At 55.2% G+C, this 23,947-nt stretch carries 19 protein-coding genes and 1 pseudogene; 11 read left to right on the top strand and 9 right to left on the bottom strand.

Annotated features, from left to right (window positions below):
• Window positions 1–110: 110 nt before the first annotated feature.
• From katG to GAH_RS06370, 4 genes and pseudogenes are all read left to right on the top strand, one after another.
• Window positions 111–2,299, top strand: a pseudogene (gene katG, locus GAH_RS06385) (catalase/peroxidase HPI).
• 57 nt (window positions 2,300–2,356) lie between these two features.
• Window positions 2,357–3,055, top strand: coding sequence for a DUF72 domain-containing protein (locus tag GAH_RS06380; RefSeq protein WP_048095449.1), 699 nt, complete (start codon window positions 2,357–2,359; stop codon window positions 3,053–3,055).
• Between the two features lie 25 nt (window positions 3,056–3,080).
• The gene (locus GAH_RS06375; RefSeq protein WP_048095447.1) at window positions 3,081–3,773 is read left to right on the top strand and encodes a DUF554 domain-containing protein; all 693 of its coding nucleotides are present in this window, start codon (window positions 3,081–3,083) and stop codon (window positions 3,771–3,773) included.
• Window positions 3,774–3,778: 5 nt separating this feature from the next.
• A complete protein-coding gene (locus GAH_RS06370; RefSeq protein ID WP_245604107.1) occupies window positions 3,779–5,143 on the top strand; it encodes an alkaline phosphatase family protein in 1,365 nt (454 codons plus the stop codon).
• A 43-nt stretch (window positions 5,144–5,186) separates the two neighbouring features.
• On the opposite strand, the gene GAH_RS10375 is transcribed toward GAH_RS06370, so the two are convergent.
• Genes GAH_RS10375 through GAH_RS06350 form a run of 4 tightly spaced genes read right to left on the bottom strand, consistent with a single transcriptional unit; the run spans window position 5,187 to window position 10,368 of the window.
• Complete coding sequence (locus GAH_RS10375; RefSeq protein ID WP_052747793.1) at window positions 5,187–5,660, bottom strand: TorD/DmsD family molecular chaperone; 474 nt, start codon at window positions 5,658–5,660, stop codon at window positions 5,187–5,189.
• 1 nt (window position 5,661) lies between these two features.
• Window positions 5,662–6,927 carry an NrfD/PsrC family molybdoenzyme membrane anchor subunit gene (gene nrfD / locus GAH_RS06360; RefSeq protein ID WP_048095438.1) on the bottom strand — a complete coding sequence of 422 codons (1,266 nt, stop codon included), beginning with the start codon at window positions 6,925–6,927 and terminating at the stop codon, window positions 5,662–5,664.
• Window positions 6,911–7,657 carry a 4Fe-4S dicluster domain-containing protein gene (locus GAH_RS06355; RefSeq protein ID WP_048096798.1) on the bottom strand — a complete coding sequence of 249 codons (747 nt, stop codon included), beginning with the start codon at window positions 7,655–7,657 and terminating at the stop codon, window positions 6,911–6,913. Before GAH_RS06355 ends, nrfD begins: the two co-directional genes overlap by 17 nt.
• A 14-nt stretch (window positions 7,658–7,671) precedes the next feature.
• On the bottom strand, window positions 7,672–10,368 hold the full coding sequence (locus tag GAH_RS06350; protein ID WP_048095430.1) for a molybdopterin-dependent oxidoreductase: 2,697 nt from the start codon (window positions 10,366–10,368) through the stop codon (window positions 7,672–7,674).
• 182 nt (window positions 10,369–10,550) lie between these two features.
• On the opposite strand from GAH_RS06350, the gene GAH_RS06345 reads away from it, so the two are divergent.
• The 7 genes from GAH_RS06345 (at window position 10,551) to GAH_RS06315 (ending at window position 18,329) form a co-directional block, all read left to right on the top strand.
• Window positions 10,551–11,189 (top strand): PAS domain-containing protein, encoded by a 639-nt coding sequence (locus GAH_RS06345; protein WP_048095428.1) that lies wholly within the window; start codon window positions 10,551–10,553, stop codon window positions 11,187–11,189.
• Between the two features lie 66 nt (window positions 11,190–11,255).
• Complete coding sequence (locus GAH_RS06340) at window positions 11,256–12,752, top strand: 2-isopropylmalate synthase (RefSeq protein ID WP_048095426.1); 1,497 nt, start codon at window positions 11,256–11,258, stop codon at window positions 12,750–12,752.
• Window positions 12,749–13,501, top strand: a complete 753-nt coding sequence (locus GAH_RS06335; protein WP_048095423.1) for a YchF/TatD family DNA exonuclease — start codon at window positions 12,749–12,751, stop codon at window positions 13,499–13,501. The genes GAH_RS06340 and GAH_RS06335 overlap by 4 nt, the downstream gene beginning before the upstream one ends.
• A 20-nt stretch (window positions 13,502–13,521) precedes the next feature.
• Window positions 13,522–14,028 carry a TIGR00288 family NYN domain-containing protein gene (locus GAH_RS06330; protein WP_048096797.1) on the top strand — a complete coding sequence of 169 codons (507 nt, stop codon included), beginning with the start codon at window positions 13,522–13,524 and terminating at the stop codon, window positions 14,026–14,028.
• On the top strand, window positions 14,012–14,929 hold the full coding sequence (locus GAH_RS06325) for an ATP-grasp domain-containing protein (RefSeq protein WP_048095421.1): 918 nt from the start codon (window positions 14,012–14,014) through the stop codon (window positions 14,927–14,929). The genes GAH_RS06330 and GAH_RS06325 overlap by 17 nt, the downstream gene beginning before the upstream one ends.
• Window positions 14,930–14,943: 14 nt before the next feature.
• A complete protein-coding gene (locus tag GAH_RS06320) occupies window positions 14,944–16,506 on the top strand; it encodes a flippase-like domain-containing protein (RefSeq protein ID WP_048095420.1) in 1,563 nt (520 codons plus the stop codon).
• Complete coding sequence (locus GAH_RS06315) at window positions 16,503–18,329, top strand: DUF2298 domain-containing protein (RefSeq protein WP_048095418.1); 1,827 nt, start codon at window positions 16,503–16,505, stop codon at window positions 18,327–18,329. The genes GAH_RS06320 and GAH_RS06315 overlap by 4 nt, the downstream gene beginning before the upstream one ends.
• Here the strand turns inward: GAH_RS06315 and GAH_RS10715 are convergent.
• From GAH_RS10715 to GAH_RS06295, 5 genes are all read right to left on the bottom strand, one after another.
• On the bottom strand, window positions 18,314–18,460 hold the full coding sequence (locus GAH_RS10715) for a hypothetical protein (RefSeq protein WP_156967408.1): 147 nt from the start codon (window positions 18,458–18,460) through the stop codon (window positions 18,314–18,316). The genes GAH_RS06315 and GAH_RS10715 overlap by 16 nt on opposite strands.
• Window positions 18,461–18,533: 73 nt before the next feature.
• On the bottom strand, window positions 18,534–19,946 hold the full coding sequence (locus tag GAH_RS06310; RefSeq protein WP_048095417.1) for a radical SAM protein: 1,413 nt from the start codon (window positions 19,944–19,946) through the stop codon (window positions 18,534–18,536).
• Entirely contained in the window at window positions 19,943–20,428 is a 486-nt protein-coding gene (ilvN, locus tag GAH_RS06305; RefSeq protein WP_048095416.1) for an acetolactate synthase small subunit, read from the bottom strand. The genes GAH_RS06310 and ilvN overlap by 4 nt, the downstream gene beginning before the upstream one ends.
• Before the next feature lie 3 nt (window positions 20,429–20,431).
• On the bottom strand, window positions 20,432–22,096 hold the full coding sequence (locus tag GAH_RS06300) for an acetolactate synthase large subunit (RefSeq protein ID WP_048095415.1): 1,665 nt from the start codon (window positions 22,094–22,096) through the stop codon (window positions 20,432–20,434).
• Between the two features lie 162 nt (window positions 22,097–22,258).
• Complete coding sequence (locus GAH_RS06295) at window positions 22,259–23,947, bottom strand: Na(+)/H(+) antiporter subunit D (RefSeq protein WP_048095413.1); 1,689 nt, start codon at window positions 23,945–23,947, stop codon at window positions 22,259–22,261.

Below are 23,947 nucleotides of genomic sequence, written 5' to 3'. Positions count from 1 at the left end.
TTCCGGCCATTCTGACAGGCAGGGCTTTCACCGAGACTTTGGAATCAGAAATCTTTTATAGTTGAAATTTCAAAACGTTGTTTATCGAAATTCGAAAGTGGTGTTTCGAAATGAAGGAAAAAATGGACAAACCAAGGAAAAGATGGATTACGGACTGGTGGCCAAACAGGCTGAACCTCAAAATTCTGAGGCAGAATCAGCCCGGCGCCAACCCCTATGGGGAGGGTTACAACTATATCAGAGAGGTCGCAGAGCTCGACGTTGATGCGGTAATCAGAGATCTGAAAAGGCTTATGAGGAACTCTCAGGACTGGTGGCCCGCAGACTTTGGACACTACGGGCCACTATTCATAAGGCTCGCCTGGCACAGCGCCGGCAGCTACAGGATTTTCGACGGGAGAGGGGGTGCGAGAGATGGTAGCATTCGCTTTCCGCCAAGAATAAACTGGCCGGACAACATAAACCTCGACAAGGCGATAAGGCTGCTCTGGCCGGTGAAGAAGAAGTATGGAAGGAGATTGTCATGGGCCGACCTGATAATCCTCGCCGGCACGGTTGCCCTTGAGGACATGGGCGTGAAGATCATCGGGTTCGGACTTGGCAGGGAGGACATATACGAGCCAGACGAGAGCCCGGACTGGGGAGAAGAGGAGGAGATGCTGACAGGAGAGAGAAGGTACGAGGAGGGCAAGCTAAAGGGGCCGTACGCCGCTACCGAGATGGGGCTGATATACGTCAACCCTGCAGGACCCGGAGGTGTGCCTGATCCGAAGCTGTCGGCCCAGGAGATAAGGGCGGTTTTTGCCAAGATGGGGATGAACGATGAGGAGACCGTGGCCTGATTGCAGGCGGCCACTCCTTCGGGAAGTGCCATGGCGCAGCCCCGGACAGATACCTCGGCCCTGACCCGAGTTCGTCGCCTGTAGAGTATCAGGGACTGGGCTGGAAGTTTGACCACAAGACAGGAAAGGGGCCTGACACGTTCACATCCGGATTTGAGCTTACATGGTCGCCCACGCCAACAAAGTTCGCGATCATGTACCTCAAACTGCTTTTTGACTACGAGTGGGAGATAGAGACCAGCCCGGCAGGAAAGGCCCAGTGGGTGGCCAAGGACGCTCCCGAAATAATTCCGGATGCACACGATCCCAACAAAAAGCACAGGCCGAGGATGCTAACTGCCGATCTGGCGCTGAGGTATGATGAGAGGTACGCCAGAATAGCCAGAAGATTTCTGGAGAACCCTGAAGAGTTCGAGAGAGCATTTGCGAGGGCATGGTTCAAGCTGACGCACAGGGACATGGGGCCGAAGCGGTGCTACGCTGGGCCGTATGTTCCTGAGGAGGAATTCATATGGCAGGATCCCCTTCCAGAGAGGAACCACGAGCTAATAGACGAGATGGACGTGGAGGGGCTGAAGAAACAGATCCTCGAGTCGGGGATGAGCGTATCCCAGCTCGTCTACACGGCATGGTCTTCTGCTGCGAGCTACAGAAACTCCGACAGGAGGGGTGGAGCCAACGGAGCGAGGATAAGACTGCATCCGATGAGGACGTGGGAGGTGAACCACCCGGAGGATCTTGAAAGGATAATATCCAAGCTCGAGAAAATCCAGCAAGAGTTCAACGAGGAGCAGGAGAGAAAGGGCAGCGGCAAGAGGGTTTCCCTCGCAGACCTCATAGTCCTCGGAGGGTGTGCCGCCGTGGAGGTTGCTGCAAAAAGGGTAGGCCATGACGTGCACGTTCCGTTCACGCCCGGTAGAGTAGACGCCACACAGGAGCAGGTTGAGGTGGAGTTCTACGAGAGGATCGAGCCATTTGCCGACGGATTCAGGAACTACTTCAGATACCCTGAGACCATAGACGAGGCAGACATCTACACAACACCCGAGTACTTCCTCGTCGACAAGGCCCACCTCCTGACACTCACGGTTCCGGAGATGGTCGTGCTCGCTGGAGGGTTGAGGGCGCTGGGGGCAGTTTACGGATACAGCAATCACGGCGTCCTCACCAACAGGCCTGAGACCCTCACAAACGACTTTTTCGTGAACCTGCTGGACATGAGCGTGGAGTGGAAAGCGAGAGATCAGCACAGATACCTGTTCGAGGGATTCGACAGAAAAACCGGGGAGGAGAGGTGGATCGCAAGCAGGGTGGATTTGATATTCGGTCACCACGACGAGCTAAGGAGCGTTGCCGAGGTCTACGCTGCCGATGATGGAGAAGAGAGGTTTGTCGCTGACTTCATCAGGGCATGGGACAAGGTCATGAACCTCGACAGGTTCGACCTGAGGACCTGACAGTTCTGAGCCCCGAAGAGCAACCTTTTTCTCTTTTTTGACAGATTCAAATCTGCAATGATAAGGGTTGGCTGCTGCGGTTTTCCAACCTCTATGGAAAAGTACTTCCAGATGTTCGATGTCGTTGAGGTCCAGAAGACGTTTTACAAGCCTCCAAGGCCAGAAACTGCCGCGAGGTGGAGAGAAACTGCAGGAGAGGGATTCGAGTTTACGGTGAAGGCGTTTCAGGTCATAACCCATCCCCCGTCCTCCCCAACGTACAGGAAGGCGAGGCTGAAGGTGGATGATGGCGGATTCTTCAGGCCGGTAAAGGCCGTCTTTGACGCATGGGAGAGAACGAGGGAGATCGCCAAGGTGCTGGAGTCGAGGATCGTAGTGTTTCAGACCCCAAAGTCGTTCAGGGAAAGCGAGGAGAACATAAGAAACATGAAGGAGTTCTTCAGCTCAATTGAAAGGGAGTTCGTGTTCTGCTGGGAGCCGAGGGGGTGGAGGAGCGAGAGGGTGAGGGAGGTTTGCGAGAGGCTCGACCTCGTGCATGTTGTCGATCCATTTGTCGAGAGGAGCGTTTACGGTGAGCTGAGATACTACAGGCTGCACGGGTTCAACTACAAGCACAAATACAGCGACGAGGAGCTGGAATGGCTTGCAGAGAGGGTGAGGGGAGAGAGGGGGTGCTACGTGATGTTCAACAATGTTCACATGCTCGACGATGCGACAAGATTCTCCAGAATTCTTGAGGGTTTCGAAAGGAAATAAATAGCCTGACGGACAAGGGGTTGCAATGATCGGCACGCTGATAAACGTCGCCTCCATTGTCGTCTTCAGCCTCATCGGGATAGCCATAGGGTCGAGGATTGGAGAGGAGATGAAGGAGTACCTGATGAAGGTTCTCGGCGTGGTTGTCCTGATCATCGGCATTGAAATGGCCTTCAAAACCTCAAACTTCGCCCTTCTAACGGTCACGATACTCGTTGGTTCAGCTATTGGCAGTGCGATGAGGATAGAGGAGAGGCTCGAGGACTTCGGCATGAGGATAGAGAGGAGGTTCGAGGGGTCGAGGTTCGCAGAGGGGTTTGTCGCCTCCACGATACTGTTCTGCGTTGGCTCGATGGCAGTGATAGGGCCAATACAGGAGGCGCTAACCGGGGACTTCTCCCTGCTCATAACGAAGGCAATGCTCGACGGCATAGCCTCCCTCGCCCTCTCCTCCGCCCTCGGAATTGGTGTTGCGTTCTCTGCAGTTCCAGTTCTGCTCTACCAGTCGTTCTTCTTCTTCGCAGCCTTGGGCGTGAGGGAGTACGCCACGGACTTCCTGATCTCCGAGCTAACCGCGGTCGGAGGAGTGATGATTGCCGCCATAGGAATAAACCTGATGAGGCTGACGAACATGAAACCCGGAAACATGCTTCCAGCACTCGTCATCCTGCCAGTTGTGCTCAAGCTGTTCTCACTCGCAACGCAGGTGATGCCGTGAAGGTGATGCTCACCGTCATCATTGACGGCGTGAACAGGGAGGTTTACGAGAAGCTCCTCAAGTCGGGGAAGCTTCCGGCTATAGAGGAGCTCACGAAGAGCGCGGTGAACATCAGGAACTGCTACTCCTCTTTTCCATCCGCCACCGTCACCGGGCACACGTCCATAGCCACCTCCTCCCTGCCATCAACCCACGGAATAGTGGGGCAGGCATGGTTCGATAGAGAAAGGAGAGAGTACATAGGCTACGATTTCGAGATAACGATGCCTGACAACTGGATTGACGCCAAGGCCAACCTGAACGACAGACACATCCTCGGAGAGACGTGGTTTCACAGGGCGAAGAGGATGGGCTTCAGGACGTTCAGCGCAGACCTCGTCAGAAAGGGTGCCGACCTGAAGATGAGCTTCATACTCCCGGGGGAGGATAGAGACATAGCGATCCCGAAAAAGCTCTTCTTCCTGAGGAGGTTCGCGAAGCACACCTCGGTCAAGAGAGCCAGCGTGGCAAAAAAGCTGCTCCTCAAGGCTTTCCCATTCCACGTCCTGCAGCACGAGGTAGTTACGAGAAACGCAATCAAGGCCGTTAAGGCAGGGTACAACTTTGGCATAGTGTGGTTCATGGAAACAGATGCGTCAAGCCACATATACGGGCCGGAGAGCATGGAGGGGATTGAGGGGAAGCCCTACATGTACGACTCCTTCGAGGACGCCATGAGGGACGCGGACGAGGAGATAGCGAAGCTTAAGAGGGCGCTCAGGGACTACGAGCTCTACATAAACATAACCACCGACCACGGCCAGAGCAGGCTCTGTGAAAGCGAGGACTGCCACGTCAGCCTTTCTGCAGAGATGGAGGAGCAGGGAATAAACGCGTTCACGAGGATAGATCCCCATGAATACGAGACGAGGGTTGGCAGGAAGGCACAGGTCGTCGTTGCACCGAGTGGCCCGAGGATGGCCCACATATACCTGCTCGACCGGGGAATTTCCGTGGACGTTCAAGACTTCCTGAGGGACTGCAGGGCCGTGGAGTTCGTGTTCTGGAGGGAGGGCAGGGAGATATTCGTGGATGATGGCAGGGAGGTTTCAAGACTCGAGGAGTATGAGTTTGGCAAAGACTATCCGAGGGCCGCTGAGAGGGTGAGGGGGCTTCTGGAGAGCGAGAGGAGCGGGGACTTCGTGGTCACCGCAAGGAAGGGGTACGAGTTTCAGGTGTCGAGCTACAAGGGTGCGCATGGCGGGCTGAACGCTGAAGACTCGACAGGCTTTGCAGTGATTCACGGCAGCAGATACAGGGAGGAGTGGATGGAGGAAGGGCTCATAACCGATGTCCTCAGAATCGCCTTGAGCAGGTTCGAAAACTCCTGAAAACGAGTGAGAAAAATTAAAGGTTTTGAGCAGGAAGTTCCGCTCAGAACTCCTTCAGCAGCTTCTCCAGCTCCTCGGCGAAAGGCCCGTAAATCCCCGAGTTCTTCCTGACCCTCTCCGTGAACTCGAAGACCCACTCCTTCATCCTTCTCGCGAACTCCTCGTCCCCCGTGAGGGCGAGGAACTCCAGCTCGACGCTTATGTGGTCTGGCGGCTCACCCTCGAAGCTGTACTCGAGCCCGTGGTTCCTGTAGATGTCCTCCACCTCTATGCTCGCGTTCCCGTATAGAGAGCCCTCGCGGTAGTAGGATTCGTAGGGAGGGCAGGTCAGCGTGGGAAAATCGGTCACGAATAGCCTCGTGTACTCAGTCTGAAGCTCCTCAAGCGTGTGAGACCTCAGACTTTCAACGAGGTGGGCATACTCCGGAAGGTGAGACGCGAGAGCCTCAATCTCCCCGAGCGTCTTTTCGGAAGGGTAGGAAAAAACAAGGGAAAAAAATCTGAACTTCTCGTTCATCTCATTCCCTCACAGGCAGCGCCCTCAGCAGTCCGAGGAAGACGAAGGATATCAATGCGAACACTCCGACGGTTATTGCTATCTCAACCGGCGATGGGACGTAGTTCCAGTAGGAGACGAAGATCGGCTGCGGGTTGAAGAGGGTTCCCCTGACCTCTCCGACGGCTATTGGATACTGCCACTCGAATGACTCGCCGGCCATGACAACCGGCACCCTGAACGGGATCAGGTTGTATGCTGGAGGGATAAGCAGGTACCTGTGCGCGAGGATACCTATGTTGACTGCGAGGCTTCCGGCAACGAGCCCCTGAACGCTGTCGTACTTCTTCGCGAGGATGATGATGCCTGCAAGCAGGAATATCGCCTCGATGGCGTGTATGTGCAGGTAGTCCCTGAAGACGAGCATGAGCGCGTCATACTCCTTGCCGTTGTCCCACCACTGCCTGATGAAGAAGTCGTTGTAGTACATGAAGAGCAGCGCCACGGCAGAGAATGCAGAGATCTTCGCAAGAAGCCTGTAGGTCGGCTTCAACTCGTCCTTGAACCCGTAGACTATCAGGGACGCGATTATCACGACCGCAGGTCCGGCTGTGAGAGCTGCGGCGATGAACGTTGGTGCAAGCAGACCTCCGTACCACCATGGCCTCGAGAGCTGGGTCGCGAGAACCCATGCGGTGACTGTGTGTATGAGGATGGCGAACGGCAGCGCTATCGGCGCGAGCATCTTAGCCCTTCTCTCCGACTTCCTCCTCAGCATCTCGAGCTGCTCTGACGTGAGGTTGGGCTTCTTCAGGATCGTGCCAACGAGCGGAAGGCTGATTCCCCTCTCAGCGATCCTCGGCTCGAGCTGCACGTACGTGTAGACTGCAGAGAGGAATGCGTAGGTCGAGAGGACGAGGAAGTCCCAGGGAAGCAGCGACTTGGGGTTCGGATAGAGGAACATGTTGAATATCCTGTCCGGCCTTCCGATGTCGGGCAGAACCATGATCATTGCCGCGACAGCGAAGATGAACGCTGAGAGCGAGGCAACCGGAGCTATCGGCTTGAGCTGCTTGACACCGAAGATGTTTATTGCCGATGAAACAACAAGACCACCGGCTGCTGTACCGACGTAGAATGCCCACATGGCAATGTAGAGTCCCCATGAGAACGGGTTCCTCATGTTGGTCAGTATGAGTCCCTTCTGGAGCTGGTAGATGAACGCCACTATTCCGATTATCGCGAGTACTCCGAGTACTCCCATCGCAAGATCATATTTCCTTCTCATACCTCACACCTCCTCTACCCTCCTTCCTCGCAGGAGGTATGTAAAACACCTTGGGCTCGGTGCCAAGGTCCTCGAGCAGCCTGAAGGCAGACCTGTCCTTCAGAACCTTCGAAATCTCGCTGTTGGGGTCATCAAGGTCGCCGAATATTCTCGCGTTCCCCGGGCACCCCCTGACGCATGCCGGAGCGAGGCCCTGATCAACGAACTGCACGCAGAACGTGCACTTCTCAACAACGCCCCTCGGCCTCTTCTTGGTGTAAACCAGCCTTCCGTCCTCAGTTCTGTGATCCTTCGGGTAGCCGTACTTGTAGTCCTTGTCCGCGAACCAGTTCTCGTCGAAGCCTGCTCTCTCGAACCCCTGCCTGAAGTTCTCGTCCGGGTCCTGCCAGTTGAACTGCCTGACTCCGTATGGACAGGCGGTGATGCAGTACCTGCAACCGATGCACCTCTCGAAGTCAACGAGGACGAGCCCGTCCTCCCTCTGCCATGTCGCTCCGACAGGACACACCTTCACACACGGAGCGTTCTCGCAGTGCTGGCATGGAACCGGCAGAAAGACCTCAGAGAGGTTAGGATACTCTCCCACTGGAACCATGTGCTCCTTCGAGCCAACGGTCTCGACCCTCTGCCACCATGTGCCCGGTGGCTGGGCGTTGACCATCTTGCAGATCACGGCACAGCTCCTGCAGCCTATGCAGCGGTTGAGGTCAATAACCATGCCGTACCTCACCATCTGCACTCACCTCACACCTTTCTAACATCACACGCGCACTCATTCCATGCCGTCGTGGGCTCCCAGATTCCCGGCACGAAGTAGGCGAGGTGCACCGCCTTGATCCACGGGAAAGTCAACGTGTTATAGGAGTCGCCCCTGAGATACCTGCTCCACCAGCCCTGCTCGAAGATGATGACCCTCGGGTGGATTCCGGGGTCTATGACCGCGTAGCCCCTCACCTTGCCCCTGTCGTTGTAGACCTCCACCAGATCTCCGGGCTTGATTCCCTTCTCCTTCGCAGTTTCGGGGTTCATCCAGACCCTCGGCCTGAAGTCCTGGAGCTCGAGCATCGTTATGTTGTTGCTGTGCGTTGAGTGCACCCTGTAGAGGGCGTTTCTCGTTATGAAGGCGTACTTGTACTTGTTCTTGGCCTGTGGGTTGACCTTGTACTCCGTATCGACAAACGGATCCTTGTGCACCGGCAGGGTCTCTCCAAAGTCTATGAACACGTCCTCCTCCTTGTAGAACTCAATCCTACCCGACTTCACAAACCTCGCCGTCTTGGCGAGCGGTGCTGGGAATGACGGTGGCGGGAACGGCTTCTTCTCGTGAATCTGCTCCCAGAACGGGATCTGCCTCTTGTCTGGAGTCGGCAAGTTGAGCCTGATCGCTCCCTCCTTCAGCAGCCTCTCGAGGGTTATGCCCTTTGTGAGCTCGTGCTTGCCGAGCATGAGCTCGGTTGCCTTGAGGGATGCTTCGTGGGCTATCTCCCTCGCGAGCTTAAGGCTCCAAGTTCCGTTCTTCCTCGCGTTCTCCTCCTTCTCGAAGAGGGCCGGGTCTGGGTAGAACTCAGCGATCTGAGCCTTTAGCTCCTCGTCATTCCACTTCGCCACCATCCTCTTCGCCAGCTCCTTGAATATCCAGATCTCGGGCATGCACTCGAACAGTGGCTCTATGGCCGGCTGCTGCATCTGGACGTACGGGTGCAGGATCGTGGCGGTCAGCTCGTACTTCTCATACCAGGCAACACCCGGAAGGACAACATCCGCCCACTTGGTTGAAGTTGTGGCCTGGAAGTCTATCGCGAGGATGAACTCCAGCTCTCCGGACTTGGCCATCTCCTTGAGTTTGTTGGCCATGTTGTGCTGGTCGAACGGGTTGTTCCACCCGAACACGAAGGCCTTGACATCGTTCTTCGGATACGGGGTCTCGCGGTTGTACTTCTTGAACTCTTCGCTCTGCCTGTACTCCTTGTTCATCCAGAGCAGGTATGTAACCCAGTTGGTCTTCCTGCCCTTGAACAGCCACCACATGCCGAGCGGCCAGCGAATCTTGAACTGTCCCGCATAGGTCGAGATTCCGGCACCCGGCTTGCCGATGTTCCCGGTCAGGGCGACGATCAGGGCGAGAGCCCTTCCCTTCAGATCGCCATGGAACCACTGGTAGTTGCTCGCACCGTAGATTATGTGGAGCGGCTTTGTTGTGGCCATCTCTCTGGCGATTCTCCTGACCAGCTGGGCGTACTCGGCCTTGTCCCTGCCAGGCGGTGTGATGATCTCCGCAACCCTCTCGGGGGTGTACTCGTTCGTGACGAGCTCCTTGATCATCTGGAAGACCGGCTTGACCTTGACAGTGGTTCCGTCAACGAGCTCAACCTCGAACTCTCCCTCAAGCGCCGGTTCAAAGTCCCTCTCGAGGGTCTCCGGGTTGACGATCTTGAGCCTGCCCTCGTTGACGTCGTAGACCACGAACAGATCTCTGTACTCGGGGATCTCCTTTTTCAGTTTCTCAGCCTCATCCTTGAGCTCCTTGACCTCGTAAGCCCTGAGCCTCTTGTGGTTATCCAGCCTGACGAGAATCGGCATGTCCGTGTAGGACTTTATGAAGTCCTCGTCGTACAGCCTCTCGTTGATTATGACGTTCGCAATTCCCAGAGCGAATGCCGCATCGGTAGACGGGTTGATCTGGATCCACTCGTCAGCCTTTGCCGCAGTTGGGGTGAAGTTCATGTCGATCATTATCACCTTGGCGCCCCTCTCCTTGGCGATGTTCAGGAACTTGGCGTCGGGCAGCCTCGTAACAAGGATGTTCGAGCCGAAGACGGCAATGTACCTCGAGTTCACCCACTCGAGGGACTCGAACTCCTCGGTCTGGACTCCAAACGTCTGGGACCAGAACGCCGGCAGATCGCCGTTCATCGTGTATCCGTGCAGCACGCTCCAGCCGAACATGCTCGCGAGCCTTATCGCGGCTCCCTTGTGCACGTAGCCTGTTCCCGGAACCTGAATCGAGAGCGCTATGCTGTCAGGCCCGTACTTCTTCATCACCTCAACGAGCTTCTCCGCAGCGTAGTCCAGAGCCTCATCCCAGCTGACGGCCTTGAACTTGCCCTCCCCTCTCTCACCGACCCTTATGAGTGGCTTCTTCAGCCTGTCTGGACCATAGATCAGGTTGACCATCGACTGGCCCTTCAGACAGCCTCTGGGGTTGTAGTCGGACTCAGGATAGTCCGCAGCCTGAATCAGCGAGGTTATTCTCCCCCTGTACACCATCGCATGATACGCGCACGCTCCCGTGCAGTTCGGAGAGCAGGTGGATCTGACCATCTTTATCTCGTCGCTTCCAGCGCTCTGGGATGATGCGAGCTGGAAGTACCTGCTTGCAACCCCTGCAGAAATCGCTCCGAAGGCACACAATTTCACAAAATCTCTTCTCGTTACGTTCATGTTTCACCTCCTCTAAAAAGCCTCTGGATTTCCGAATTCATGCGAGAGGTTCCCAGAGTTTCACCTCCGAACCCATATTTACACCGTGGCTTTAAAAAATTTCCGATGTTTCAGTTAATTTTATGTGAGATTACGTAAAAACCCGAAAAAAATTTATATATCTGTGAACCCACTTGAATCCTGTGTCGTGGTCGCTGACAGATAAAGAGCTGAAGATTATTTCAATTCTGAAAAGCGGAAAAAAGATGAGCGCCAGAGAGGTAAAAAGAGAGCTGGAAAGTGATGGTATAAAGGTACCTTACACTACAGTCTCTTCAGCTCTTGAAAAGCTGTATAGCGAGGGAATACTCGAAAGAAAAGAGGTCAGGTCGAGAGGAAGGTATGGAAAGAAGTACCTCTATTATCTGAATGAAAATATAATGGCGCTCGATTCCTCCGACCCGCTGGCCGAAGTTATAAAAAACGTGTTCACTCCGGCAAACGTAATTCATTCAAATGATTCCGTGGCTTTTATAGACAAAAAAGGTATTCTCACGTTTTTGTACGGCAACAGTAAGATAATTAACGATAGCGGAGTTATTGGGAAGAGCGTGGAGGAGCTCCACTCAAAGGTAACCGCCAAGTTTGTCAGGCAGATTTTCGAGGAGCTGAGGAACAGGAAGAAGGACGTGTTCAGGAGAACCGTCACGCACGAGGGAAAGGAGTACGAGAAGTTTTACTGCGCCATCCGCTCGTCTGATGACGAGTTTCTGGGAGTGCTCGTCATAACCCGCCCGGCGGAGGAAAGCAAGAAGCTCCCGCCCGAGGTCATTTATCCGTAATATTAACGCGAAGGTTCGATTTTGTGAGACCATAAATTTTTATTTAGAAGCTTCAATTGTGGAAGCATGCGAACCGTCAAAGTATTCGACACCACGCTGAGAGATGGGGAGCAGACGCCCGGAATATCCTTTCCCCTGAGCTACAAGATCCAGATCGCCAAGCAGCTTGACAAGCTCGGAGTTGACATCATAGAGGCTGGTTTTCCTGCTGCAACGCAGGGGGAGTTCGATGCAGTTAAGGAGATTGCGAGCCTCGGGCTTGACTCAAAGGTTTGCGGTCTCGCGAGGCTCGTTAAGCATGATATCGACAGGGCGATTCAGGCTGATGTTGATATGGTTCACATCTTCATCTCCACCTCAAAAATCCAGATCGAGCACACGGTAAAGAAGAGCAGGGAAGAGATAGTAGAGATGGCGGTTGAGGGCGTGGAGTACATCAAGTCCCACGGGGTTGAGTGCATGTTCTCGGCCATGGACGCGACGAGGACGGAGGTCGAGTACCTCAAGACGATCTACAAGGCAGTTGAGGAGGCCGGAGTGGACATAGTTAACGTCCCAGACACAGTTGGCGTTGCAACCCCCTTTACAATGTACGAGTTGATAAGGGAGCTCAGGGAGCACCTGAAGGTTCCAATAGACGTGCACTGTCACAACGACTTTGGTTTAGCGGTGGCGAACACCTATGCGGCCGTGAAAGCCGGAGCAGACGAGGTGCAGGTGACGGTGAACGGGATAGGCGAGAGGGCAGGAAACGCGAGCCTTGCGGAGGTCGTTATGCTCATAACGGCGGTGGAGGGGCTAAAGACGAACATAAAAACGGAGTACTTGGTAGAGACTGCGAGGCTCGTTGAGAGGCTGTCTGGAATAAAGCTCCCGCCCAATACGCCGATAGTTGGCGAGAACGCGTTCAGCCACGAGAGCGGAATTCACGCGCACGGTGTGCTGAGCGAGGCTGCTACGTTCGAGCCCGGGCTCATAACTCCAGAGATGGTGGGCCACAGGAGGAGAATAGTCATAGGGAAGCACGCCGGAAGGCACCAGATAAAGAAGATGCTCGAGGATGCAGGGTATGCGGTGAGCGAGGACATTCTGACGAAGATCGTCGAGAAGGTCAAGGAGCTCGGAGACAAGGGCAAGAAGGTTACCGACTTGGACGTGATAACGCTCGCAGAGGTTCTGATGGGCGAGGTCAGGAAGGAGGAGAGGGCAATAATTCTGGACGAAGCAACTGTGCTCACGGGCAACAGAATAACCCCAACTGCAGTTATTAACGCGGAGGTGGACGGAAAGAAGAGGGTGACCTCCGCAATAGGAGTTGGGCCTGTTGATGCCGCGCTTAAGGCGGTGGCTGAGCTCGTGGGTAAGAGCATCAGGATCACGGAGTTCAGGATGGATGCGATAACTGGCGGGAGCGACGCTCTCGCGGAGGTTTACGTGACGGTCGAGGACGAGGACGGCAGGAGCTTCACCGCAAGAGGAGCCGGGGCGGACATCGTCATGGCGAGCATCGACGCGGTGATAAATGCCGTGAACTACCTGATGAAGATGAGGAAGAACAGATGATGGAACTCGCAGACGTGCACTGCCACCTGAACTTCGACAGCTTCAACAGGGACAGGGATGAGGTTATCAGGAGGGCCAAGGTCGCTGGAGTTGTCTTTCTGATAGACTCCGGCTTCGACTACACATCAAACGAGAGATCCCTGCGCGTTTCCGATAACTACGAGGGCTTCGTTTTCTCCACACTCGGATTCTCGCCGAACCGCATAGGCAAGTCCGACCCGAGGTACGTTGCAAACCAGATAGAGGAGAACAGGGACAGGATAATCGGCGTGGGAGAGGTGGGGCTCGACCTGAAGAAGGCGAAGACCAGCTACGAGCAGCAAAAGGAGATCTTCCTCCAGTTCGTTGAGCTGGCGGAGGAGCTCGAGCTCCCCCTGATAATACACGCGAGAAAAGCTGAGGAGAGAGCATTCGACCTGATAAAGAGCAGGGATGTTACGGCAGTGTTCCACTGCTACACAGGAAGCACATCTCTTGTTGGCAGGATAACAGATGCGGGGCACTACATCTCCCTCTCAACCCTTGTCTGCTTCTCGGACAACGTGAAGAGGATAGCCGAGGTTGTAGATGTCGACCACCTGCTCCTCGAGACCGACAGCCCGTTCCTCTCCCCCGTCAAGGGGAGGAACGAGCCCGCCAACGTAAGAATGGCCTACGAGACAGTTGCCAGTTTGCAGGGTGTTGGTGTGGATGAGCTCGCCATCAAGCTTATAAAAAATGCAAGGGAAGTTTTTGATGTAGACATCTGATTGCATCTTTGGTGGTGATCATGCCGATAAAACCATCCATAAACGTGTCAAAGATACAGAAGTTCAAGAAGGTGCTCTCCTCGAGGAAGGAGAACAAGAAGAAGATAGGCGTGCTCGTTGACGGCCCGAACATGCTCAGAAAGGAGTTCAACCTGAACCTCAAGGAGATCAGGGAGATCCTGTGCGAGTACGGAGACATAAAGATAGCCAAGGTCTTCCTCAACCAGTACGCCGGGGACAAGCTCGTGGAGGCCATAGAAAATCAGGGGTTCGAGCCCGTAATCACCTCGGGCGATGTTGATGTCAGGATGGCCGTCGAGGCGATGGAGATAGTTTACAACGACAGCATTGACGTTCTCGCCCTCGTTACGAGGGACGCGGACTTCAAGGCGGTGCTGAAGAAGGCCATGGAGGTTGGGAAGGAGACGATAATCATAGGCGCCGAACCCGGGTTCTCCACAGCCCTGAAGAACTCGGCAGACATAGCGATAGTTCTCAACGAAGAGGAGTATGAGGAAGAGGAGTAGGCTGTTCATCTACGAGCACGGAGTCTGCGAGGAAAAAATCCCCGACAGCATCGCTGTTGAAGGCCTTGCGATGTTCAAGAGCATGCTCAGCTTTTCCAGATACTACGACCTCGTCTCATACATCAGGCCGGAGTTCTCCGGGATGTTTCCCTTCCCCACCGAGTTCTCTTTTCGCGAGTGTCTTGAGTCGGCAGACGCCGCGCTGATAGTCGCCCCGGAAAACGACCTCACCCTCCTCAAGCTGGTCAGGGAGGTGGAGCGGGCTGGGGTGGAGAACCTCGGCTCGTCGAGCAGAGCGGTGGAGATAACGTCAGACAAGTGGAAGACCTACAGGAAGCTCAAAGGGAAGGTCAGCGTCCCCGAAACTTCACTGAAAGATCTCTCCTGTGATTATCTCGTGAAGCCAAGGGTCTCGTGCGGCGGAGAGGGGATAAGGAGAGGCGGGGAGGTTCCGAAGGGGTTCATAGCTCAGGAGCTCATTGAGGGGAAGAGCGTAAGCGTCAGCCTCCATCTTGGGGAAGACATAGAGGTTCTGAGCGTCAACGAGCAGATTCTGAGCGGCTTCGAGTACAGGGGGGCAGTTGTCCCGGGGGAGTGGAGAGATGACGTTATCGAGGAGGCTGTGAACGCAGCCTCGGAGATTAAGGGCCTTAACGGCTACGTTGGCGTTGACCTCGTGGTGGCAGATGTCCCATACGTCATCGAGGTGAACGCAAGGCTGACCACCCCAAGTGTCGCTTTCGAACTCGCCTACGGGATGAGCTACGCCGACATGCACCACAGAATTTCTGCGGGAGAAGGGCTGAGAATCACCCCGCTGAGGAGAGTTATGCTGACGAAGGGAAGAGGAGAGGGATACGTTTCCTTCAACGGCCACTCCATAATTTTAAAAACAATCTGACCAATCCCCATACAATGCTTTCAGTGATCATCCCAGCACACAACGAGGCAAAAAGACTCGAGAGGAGCGTCGAGACACTCGCAAAGTACCTTCAGGATAATTTCAGCGAGTTCGAGATAATAATAGCCGAGGATGGCTCCACGGACGGAACAGACGAGATAGCGAGAAGGCTTGCCGAGAAGTATGAATTCGTAACCCATCTGCACAGCGATGAGAGGCTGGGCAAGGGAAGGGCGGTTTTTGAGGGAATAAAGAGGGCCAGATACCCGATCGTCATCTACATGGACGCCGACCTCTCCACCGACGTCTCACACATCAAGGATCTGATCCGGGCTATCGAGAGTGGCTACGACATCGCGATCGGTTCGAGGCTCGTTAAGGGCAGCGAAACAGAGAGGCCATTCTTCAGAGAGCTTCCGTCGAGGATATACAACCTCCTCGTGCGAATTCTGCTTGGCTCGAAGGTTAGAGACCATCAGTGCGGGTTCAAGGCGTTTAAGAGGGATGTGGCTCTAAGGCTGGGAGAGAAGGTGAGGGACAACCACTGGTTCTGGGACACCGAGCTTCTCGTCCTCGCCCAGAGGGAGGGGCTGAGGGTTAAGGAGATTCCGGTCAGGTGGAGGCACTCCGACGACGGGAGCGTGAGTGTCCTTAAGACGTCTGCCTACCTCTTCTCCAGACTCCTCAGGCACTCGGAGAGGGGGTTTCTCTACTTCTCAATAGCCGTCACAGTCCTCATATTTGCCAGCCTGATTTACGTGGCCAACCCAGAGAAGCTGATGTACGCTCTCAGGAGTCTGGACGTCCGAAAAATCGGGCTGGCCTTCATGATCTACCCGCTTTCGTTCATCCTGAGAGGCGTGAGGTTCGAACTCCTCATGAAGGACATTAAAGGGGGAGTGAGTGTCTGGTACGCGGTCATGGCCACGTCCATCAGCCAGACCCTCAACGTGATAACCCCAGTGAGGATAGGAGATCTCGGCAGAGCTTACGTTTACGCGAAGAAAGACGTGCCGTACCAGACGAGCTTCAGCGGTCTCGCGGCGGAGAGGATATACGACGTCATAGCCATCCTGATAATAGCGTTCGCCAGCATAGTCTTTGTTGGCGCCGAGTACTTCGACATGCTAATTTACGCCCTCGCGTTCCTCGGCCTGATAATACTGGGGGTTGTCTTCCTGTCGAGAACGAGGGGGTACGTTGCAAGGGTTATGGAGGACGCTAAGAGCCTGATATTCTCGAGGAAGGCCGCGGTGTTCGTTCCGCTCTCAACAGCCATCTGGCTCATAGACGTCCTCGTCTGCTACATCATACTCACATCCTTCGGCCCGGTAAAGCTCTACCTCCCGGCATTCGCCGTTGCGATGGGGAATGTTGTTAAGATCTTGCCACTCACACCGGGAGGCGTGGGGACGTACGAGGCCACGCTCACCCTCATACTCTCCTCCGCCATCTCGAGTAACGAGGCGCTTGCGGTTGCGATAGCCGACCATGCGGTGAAAAACATCTCCACCCTCGTCCTCGGCCTCGCCTCGTCGGTGAAGCTTGGAGTGAGCCTGAAGGAGATGAGATCGTGATCGAAGGGATAGCCCTGCTCGTCCTCGCGCTCGTACTCCTCTCCAACACGTTTAAGGACTACCACATCTCCAAGCTACTATCCATAGTGGTCATCTCCTTCCTGACCTACGTTCTCGGCCACTTCACCAGCTTCACCACAGCATTCACACTTTCCACGATCTTTGTGGTATTCTACACGCTGTTCAGGATCGGGAGGGAGTCTTTCAGACTCGATAGAGAGAACGAAGCGGTGTTCCTGATCTCCTTTGCTTTCTTCCTGTTCCTCAGGAGCCTCGTCCCGGACATAATCGGGGCTGAGAAGTTCATGGACTCCGCTTTCCTGAATGCTGTGTTAAATGCCGACCGCTTTCCTCCCCCGGACCCGTACTTCGCTGGAAAGAGGCTGGACGTTTACTACTACTTCGGCTCCGTCATTTCAGCCGTAATAGCGAAGCTCACCCTCACTCCCCCGTGGTACGCGTACAACATAGCGATGGCGTTCGTTGGGGCGATATCGGTCTCAACCCTGCACGGGTTCCTGAGGGAGAGAGGGACTGGTGCCATTGGACTCGTTCCCCTCATAGCCGGCCCGCTGTATGCGGTTTACGAGCTCCTCAAACACCTCTCCTCAGGAAGTCTTCCGAGGTACCTCTTCTACTGGAACTCCACGAGGATAATACCAGACAGTACGTTCGGGAACGTGATAACCGAGTTCCCATACTTCAGTTTCATACACGGGGACCTCCACGCCCACGTGGTGGCGATACCGCTCAAGATACTGTTCATCGCCATCCTGTACAGGTTCTACAGGGAGAACGAGTACTCATGGGCCATACCAGTTATGAACTTCGCTCTATTTGCAACAAACTCGTGGGACGCTCCTGCATTCTTCCTACTATCCGCAGTGCTGATGCTCCTCAAGGACAGGAACTACTGGCCACACGTCCTCGCATCAGCCCTGCTGATGCTCGCCTTCAAGCTCGAGATGAGGGTCAGCGCACCCGTGTTCATAACCATGGAGTTCAGCCCCCTCTCTTCATTTCTGCTGTTCTGGGGGCTGCTGCTACCTCCCCTCTACTACAGGTACAGGGACGAGATAAGGGAGAGGCCAGCAATCCTCCTTTCTGCGATACTCTCACCTCTGATCCCGGCCTTCCTCTTCGCCCCTCCAGCGATATACTCTCTCAAGAAAAGAGAGTTCGAGGACGTGCTCGTGATTTTCGCGGCAATCTTCATCCTCGCATGTGAGTTTGTGGCAATAGACTTCAGGATGAACACGTACTTCAAGTTCTACCTGCTCTCATGGGTTCTGCTGATCCCGGCCATTTCCATGGCGATCAGGGATCTCTACCGGGAGAGGAAGAGGGTCGCCATCGTCCTGATCGCCCTCATGCTTGTCTACCCAGCTGTTGCAACGCCCGTGAGGCACTACAAGGCCGAGCTCACGCTTGACGGCCTCAGGTTCATGGAGAAAAGTCACCCCGGGGACTACGACGCGGTAAGGTGGCTGTACGGGAAGAATGCGGTTATCGTGGAGGGCGTTGAGGGGAGCTACACGTACAGCGGCAGAATTGCCTCGTTCACCGGCGATCAGGCGATCATAGCCTGGCCGAACCACGAGGTGCACTGGAGGGACAACGGTGAGGAGATAGCGAGGAGGATGGGGGACGTGAGGACCATCTACACATCGTCCTGCGAGATAGCCCTCGAGATAGCGAGATCGTACAACACCACCTACATCGTTTACGGAGAATACGAGAAAAGCCTTTACGGAGAGCAGAACTTCTCATGCATGGAGAAGGTGTTTGAGAGCAGGGGAACCGAAATCTACAAAGTGGATTGAGTGTCCAAAGCCGTGTTCAGAAAGCACACTCTTCCGTTAAAGCACACACCTCCGCTGCCCACCCAGTAGCTGCACGCATACCAGTCGCACTCGATGGGCAGCACCTTCCTCTTGTATTTCTCGCACATCATGGGAGTGAAGGGTTGTCTAATGCTGGATATATCTTTTTCTGTAAACAATGTTGCACAAGAGAAAATCAGATGCTCACCCAAACCTCTCCATGACGAGCTCAAACTCCCTCCTCAGCCTGCTCTTCCTGTACCCCATCTCAATCCTGTCCCACGGCAGCTCCTCGTCAGGAGGCAATGGCTCAAGGAACTCAGAAGCGCGCTTGAGGATTTCCGAGGGTCTCGCTCCCCCTGCGATGAGCTCTCCAACGCTCTCATCCCCCCGGGAGATTATGGTCTGCACGGCAAACCTCTCCACGCTCTCAACGTCAACGTCCGCGACTCTCCTGAGCCTCGAGAGCAGGAACTTCCTCTTCCTCTTCAGCTCCCTCAGGTTCTCCCTGACGTCCCTTTCAGGGTCTCCCCCGTAGGGCAGCCACTGAAACGGGGTGTGGGGCTTTGGCACGAGTGGGTTTGCGGAGACGCTTACCTTCTTGCCCATCCTCCTTATCCTCTCCACCATCCTAACTATCTCCTCCAGATCCTCCTGCTCCTCTCCCGGCAGTCCGAACATGAAGTACAGCTTGATCCTCTCAGCACTTTCTGCGATCTCCACCGCACTGATGATGTCATCTTCCGAGATTCCCTTGTTCAGCGCCTCCCTCAGCCTCTCACTGCCAGCCTCGGGTGCGAGGGTGAGGGTTCTCGTCCCCGAAATCAGCTCTGCCATCTCCTCGTCAAACCTGTCGGCCCTTATCGAGGACGGGGAGACCTCGAAACCCAGCTCCCTCAGACCCGAGACAATCTCCTTGAACTCCGGGTGGTCGGTGGGGGAAGGGGCGACTATGGCGACCTTGTTAGCAAGCTTCCTGTTCTCCTCCGCGAACTCGAGAATGCTCTCCGCACTCCTCCACCTCGCAGGTGAGTAAATCTGCCTCACCACGCAGAACCTGCATCCTCTCGGACACCCTCTGCCGATCTCCACGATCAGCGCTCTCCCGTAAGCTCCCTCGCCGATAATCTCGCTCCTCATCTCGCTGTCGAGCTCCACCCTCCTTCTCCTGTACGAGTGGGGAACCAGCCCCTCGACAGCCCTATCCTCAACCACGTCCAGCACAGCGTTTTCAGCCTCGCCAACGAACAGCCTGTCGAAGATCTTAGCATAGGGGAGGGGGTTCTGGATTACGCACGGCCCTCCAGCGACGCTTCTTCCGGAGAAGCCGCTTTCTCTCAGAATCCGAACCGCGTTGAAAACGTCCTCCTCATACTGGATGGAAAAGAGGGCAACCTCGAAGTCCTTGAGGGGGGTGGCGTTCTCAACACTCCTCAGCCCGTCGAACACGTCTGTGTAGAACCGCTCCGCGAGGTACTTCTCAGAGCGGTTCACCTCGAAGTAGAGCCTCTGGATTCCGAGGTTGGAGATTCCCCCAACGTACCTGTTCGGGTATACTACCGCAACCCTCCTAAGACCCTTCGAGTAGCGCTTAAAAAAAGGGTTGAACTCGGTCATTCCATTGACTTGCTGCCCCTCTGCATCGCGATCTTCCCTGTCCTCGCGACCTCCTTTATGCCGTACTGCCTCATGAGGTCGATGAACGCGTTGACCTTGTCCTCGTCTCCCGTTATCTCGATTATGAAGGACTCCCTCGAGACGTCAACTATCCTCGCCCTGAAGATGTTGGCGATCTCAATTATCTCCCCCCTCGTCTGAGGGGTCGTCGCAACCTTTATGAGGGCCAGCTCCCTCTCCACTGCGTTGCTTGAGACGTCGCTGACCTTTATGACCTCTATGAGCTTGTTCAGCTGCTTCGTGACCTGCTCTATTGTCCTGTCGTCGCCCGCAACAACTATGGTCATCCTCGAGATCCCTTCCTTCTCGGTGACTCCAACCGCGAGGCTCTCAATGTTGAAGCCCCTCCTCCTGAACAGACCCGCAACTCTCGCGAGCACTCCGGGCCTGTTCTCAACAAGCGCGGCTATGGTGTGCCTCATAACTCACACCTCCTCGTCAATAACCTCGTGCAGCGCTGCTCCGGCTGGCACCATCGGGTAGACGTTCTCGAGCCTGTCAACCCTGAAGTCTATCACCACCGGCGCGTCTATCTCGAACGCCTCCTTCAGCGCATCCTCGACCTCAGACGGCTTTTCGACCGTCATGCCAACAGCTCCAAATCCCTCGGCGATCTTCTCGAAGCTCATCTCCTTGCACCTGAGGCATGTTGCTGAGTAGCGCTCGTCGTAGAACAGCTCCTGCCACTGTCTGACCATTCCGAGGAACATGTTGTTGAGGATCACGACCTTCACGTTTATGCCGTAGTCAACGCAGGTTGCAAGCTCCTGAATGTTCATCAGGAAGCTACCGTCTCCGGCAATGTCGACGACCTGCTTGTCAGGGAACGCCGTCTTGGCACCCATCGCAGCTGGGAAGCCAAAGCCCATCGTTCCAAGACCACCGGAGGTTATGAACTGCCTAGGCCTATTGACCTTGAAGTACTGGGCGGCCCACATCTGGTTCTGCCCAACTTCCGTGGTTATTATGGCATCCGGAGCGAGCTCCCATATCTTCTCTATGACGTACTGGGGCTTGATCTTCTCGTCCTGCCTGTACCTCAGCGGGTAGGCCTTCCTCCAGCCCTCCACCTTTTCCTCCCATTCCTTCCTCTTTCTGTAGGTTATGTGCTTTATCAGCTCCCTCAGAACGAGCTTCGCGTCACCGACAATCGGCACATCGACGTCGACATTCTTTCCAATCTCGGCAGGGTCTATGTCGATGTGGATTATCTTCGCGTTGGGGGCGAAGTCGGAGACCCTGCCGGTCGTCCTGTCCGAGAACCTGATTCCAACCGCTATCAGCACATCCGCTTCCTGAACCGCGTAGTTTGCGTACTTGGAGCCGTGCATCCCGACAAAGCCGAGGCTCAGGGGATGGGTTTCCGGTATGGCGCCCTTGCCCATCAGGCTTGTGGCGACGTAAGCGGGAATCGTCTCGGCCAGCTTTGTCAGCTCTTCACTGGCGTTTGAGAGCACAACCCCTCCTCCGGCCAGAATCACAGGCCTTTCAGCTTTCGTTATCAATTCCGCGGCCTTCTTTATCTGCCTCGGATGCCCGGCGTACTTCGGCTTGTAGCCGGGAAGCTCTATCTTGTCGGGATAGTCAAACTCGACCTCGGCAACGGTGACGTCCTTAGGAAGGTCAATCAGCACTGGCCCAGGCCTGCCCGTGGAGGCGATGTGGAATGCCTCCTTGACTATCCTGAGGAGATCGTTCTCGTCAGTGACGAGGTAGTTGTGCTTGGTTATCGGCATGGTTATGCCGGTTATGTCCGCCTCCTGAAACGCATCGTTTCCGATCAGGCTTCTCGCAACCTGCCCGGTCATAACGACTATGGGCGAGGAGTCCATGTAAGCTGTGGCTATTCCGGTGACAGTGTTGGTCGCTCCCGGGCCAGACGTGGCAAACGCAACACCCGTCCTTCCTGTCGCTCTCGCGTAGCCGTCTGCAGCATGCACGGCTGCCTGCTCGTGTCTCGTGAGTATGTGCCTTATCTCAGAGTCGAAGAGGGCGTCGTAAACCTCGATTATTGCTCCTCCCGGTATACCGAAGATATGCTTCACACCTTCCTTCTCCAGAGCCTTGACAATGGCATCAGCACCTCTCATAAAACCACCCACCACTAATCAGAAGATTCAGTGTACTACTACAAGCAAAAAGAGGTTGCAGAGTTCTGCTATTCTGCTGCACTTTCGCATTGACCCATCATTCGGGTATGAATTTAAATAGTTTTTCATGCGCCCCAAAAAATACCCGAAAAATTTGGGAGGTCAGGTGGCTATGAAGAGGAGCAGGTAGACGGCGAAGACCAGGCAGACTATGAGCACGCCATAGCCAGCGCTGAGCTCCTTGAGCCTCATGCCCGCGATGGCCTTGAACCTCGACGCTGCTTCAAGGAACCTCCTGTCCAGCTCCTTTGAGAACTCCGTGAACCTGATGCTGTAGTAGATGAAGTAGTTGCCCAGAATTCTGGGCAGCCAGTCCGTGTCGAGGACGATCTTCGCCTCTCCCCTGAGCTTGTCCCTCATGAGCCAGAATGCAAAGAATGTGAAGAGCAGCAGCTGGCTCATGGCGATTACCTTGGCCGGAGCGTACGGGTGGTACTCGACAGGATACGGCAGGAGGGAGTAGAGGATCTCGTATCCGGGGTAGATTCCGAAGAAGATGTTCAGCAATGCGAGTATCGCCATCCCAGCGAGCATGTTCTTCGGCGGCTCCCTCGCCTCGATCTCCGGCTCCTTTGAGAACCACACGTTCCAGGGCAGCTTCAAACCCGTGTGCAGGAACGTTCCGACGCTCGCACCCTCGAGCAGCAGCCACACCAAGGGCAGATGAGCTTCAGCTGAGGCGTACACGGTCATGTTCTTGCTCACAAACCCGCTGAAGAGCGGGAAGGCTGAAATGGAGAAGGCTCCGACCATGTACAGCCAGAAGGTTATCGGCATGTACCTGTAAATCCCTCCGAGCTCTGTGAACTTGCTCCTGCCGGTGACGTGGATGACCGCACCCATTCCCATGAAGAGCAGGGCCTTGTACAGGATGTGGGTGAACGCGTGCGAGGTCGCTCCGTTAATCGCCATGGCGGTGCCTATTCCAACCCCCGCAACCATGTACCCTACCTGAGAGATGATGTGGTACGACAGCAATCTCCTTCCATCGTTCTCCAGAACGGCGAAGATAACTCCGTACATCGCCATTATCGCGCCGAGCCACATCAGAATCTCTTCCCCAGCAAATCCCCTCGCGAGGGTGTAAACGGCGGTCTTCGTGGTGAATGCTGTAAGGTAAACGGCCCCGGTGACAGTAGCTTCAGGGTAAGCGTCAGGCAGCCATGCGTGCAGCGGCGGGACTGCTGCGTTTATTATGAAGCCGAGCAGTATGAGGTAGTAGGCGAGGCCGGTTGATGGGCTGAAAAGCGTGAACTCCGTACTTCCAGTCTGGAGGACGTAGAGCACTATGCCTGCGAGCAGGCACAGACCGCCGAACAGGTGCCAGAGCGCATATCTGAACCCCGCATTCTCGGCCTTCTTGGTCCTCCTGAACCAGATCAGGAAGAGGGACGCGATGGCCATCATCTCCCAGAAGACGTAGAGGGTGAAGACATCACCCGCAAAAACCGCTCCGAGAGCGCTGCCAACGTACATCATCGCCGAGAAGTGCTCGAGCCTGTCTGCATGTAAAGCATAGACGTTCATAGCGATTGCCGCGAGGGAGAAGACGTAGGCAAAGACCATTGCGAGCTTGTCAACCCTCGCGAGGACGAGCTCGTAGTCGAGGAAGTGGATCTTCAGAGTTGTGAACGGGATCGAACCGAAGTAGCCAAGGGATGTCAGCAGGAGTATCGCGAGGGAGGTGAGAGGGAGCAGCAGGAATAGTATCTGCTCGACCCTCCTCGACTTTACGAATGGAATCAGGAGGGCTCCGAGGATTATGACGATGCCGGGGTGAATCCAAGCCAT

Origin of the sequence: Geoglobus ahangari (assembly GCF_001006045.1) — an archaeon.
Taxonomy (GTDB): Archaea; Halobacteriota; Archaeoglobi; order Archaeoglobales; family Archaeoglobaceae; genus Geoglobus; species Geoglobus ahangari.
This window is presented reverse-complemented; position numbering and strand designations above follow the sequence as displayed.